The organism is Streptomyces sp. ADMS (assembly GCF_033441795.1).
Lineage (GTDB): Bacteria > Actinomycetota > Actinomycetes > Streptomycetales > Streptomycetaceae > Streptomyces.
The window spans coordinates 1-1,083 of record NZ_JAVFVX010000323.1 but is presented as its reverse complement, the minus strand read 5'-3'; the positions used below and the strand labels follow the sequence as shown (position 1 = coordinate 1,083).

General features: G+C 67.5%; 2 protein-coding genes. One reads left to right on the top strand and one right to left on the bottom strand.

What is annotated here, in order from left to right; all coding sequences use genetic code 11:
* The coding region (locus RB628_RS40750; RefSeq protein WP_318325686.1) for a hypothetical protein at positions 1-214 on the bottom strand (214 nt) is incomplete at its 3' end.
* A gap of 295 nt (positions 215-509) precedes the next feature.
* Between RB628_RS40750 and RB628_RS40745 the strand changes: the two genes are divergently transcribed.
* Positions 510-713, top strand: a complete 204-nt coding sequence (locus tag RB628_RS40745; RefSeq protein WP_249956629.1) for a hypothetical protein — start codon at positions 510-512, stop codon at positions 711-713.
* Positions 714-1,083: the final 370 nt, after the last annotated feature.

The following is a 1,083-nucleotide window of genomic DNA, read 5'->3' as shown; positions in this document are numbered from 1 at the left end:
TCACGCGGAACGCGGCCGGATCGGCGGCCAGGAGCTCGCCGAACGCGGTGTCGAAGACGGCGAGGATCCCCTTGCTGGTGTGCACGAGCAGTACATGCACTCTGAGGAGCTCACCACCGAGCTGATCGGCTCCGTGCTCGGGGTATCCGCCCCAGTCTCCAACGCGCGGTACAGGGTTCCACCCGAAGTTGCTGCGCGTCGTCGGGGACTTCATGGGGAACAGCTTGGTGGTATCGCGGTCGGGTGCGTCACGAAGTACACCCCACGCCCCTGCAGGCTGGCTGGCGGATTTGGCCCCGTCAGTTGAGAGACACGGGCTGGCGACGGATGAGGGTACGCAGGGGAGCCCCGCGAGTGTCAGTGCCGAGGCTTAGAGTCTGAATGGCCGAAGGCCCTTCAGACGACGAAGGGAGACCCTGTGAAGCCATGCCGTCCAAAGCCGCTTCGCGAAGAGGGTCTCCCCATCGCCTGACGTCGGGCTCCCGATCCGTCGAAGGAGTACAGCAACCGTGACGTCCCTTGACCGTACCCGAACGGGTACGGAGTCCTCCGCAGCCCGGTTCTACCCGTGGCTGCCCGTCCTGACGACGCTGGCGACCCTCGCCACCGTCCTCGTCCTCGCCCTGACCGGCAACGGCACGGCCGCCGCCGCTGTCGCCGCCGTAGGAGCCACTGCCGGTGGCTTGCAGATCACCGTGCACATCCGGCGATGACTACCGCCCGGGCGCCTGCCGGGGCGCCTGGGCACACCCTGCCGGTACGCCGTCATCACCTGCTCCTCTCTGCCGTTGCCACAGTAGGACCAGCCACTGACAACGGCCCTTCAACAGAGCCCCACCGACCCTCCGCCCCGTCCACGGCCCCGACCACCAGATCAGGCCCGTGGACGGGGCGGCACGACATCTCCCGTCTGGAACGGCGAGGCGCTGAAAGCCGCCGCCGAGTACCAGGACATCTTCGGCAAGGACCGGTACTTCCTGGAGCTGATGGACCACGGCATCGAGATCGAGAGCCGGGTCCGTGACGGCCTCCTGGAGATCGGCAAGAAGCTCGGCATCCCGCCCCTGGTGACGAACGACTCGC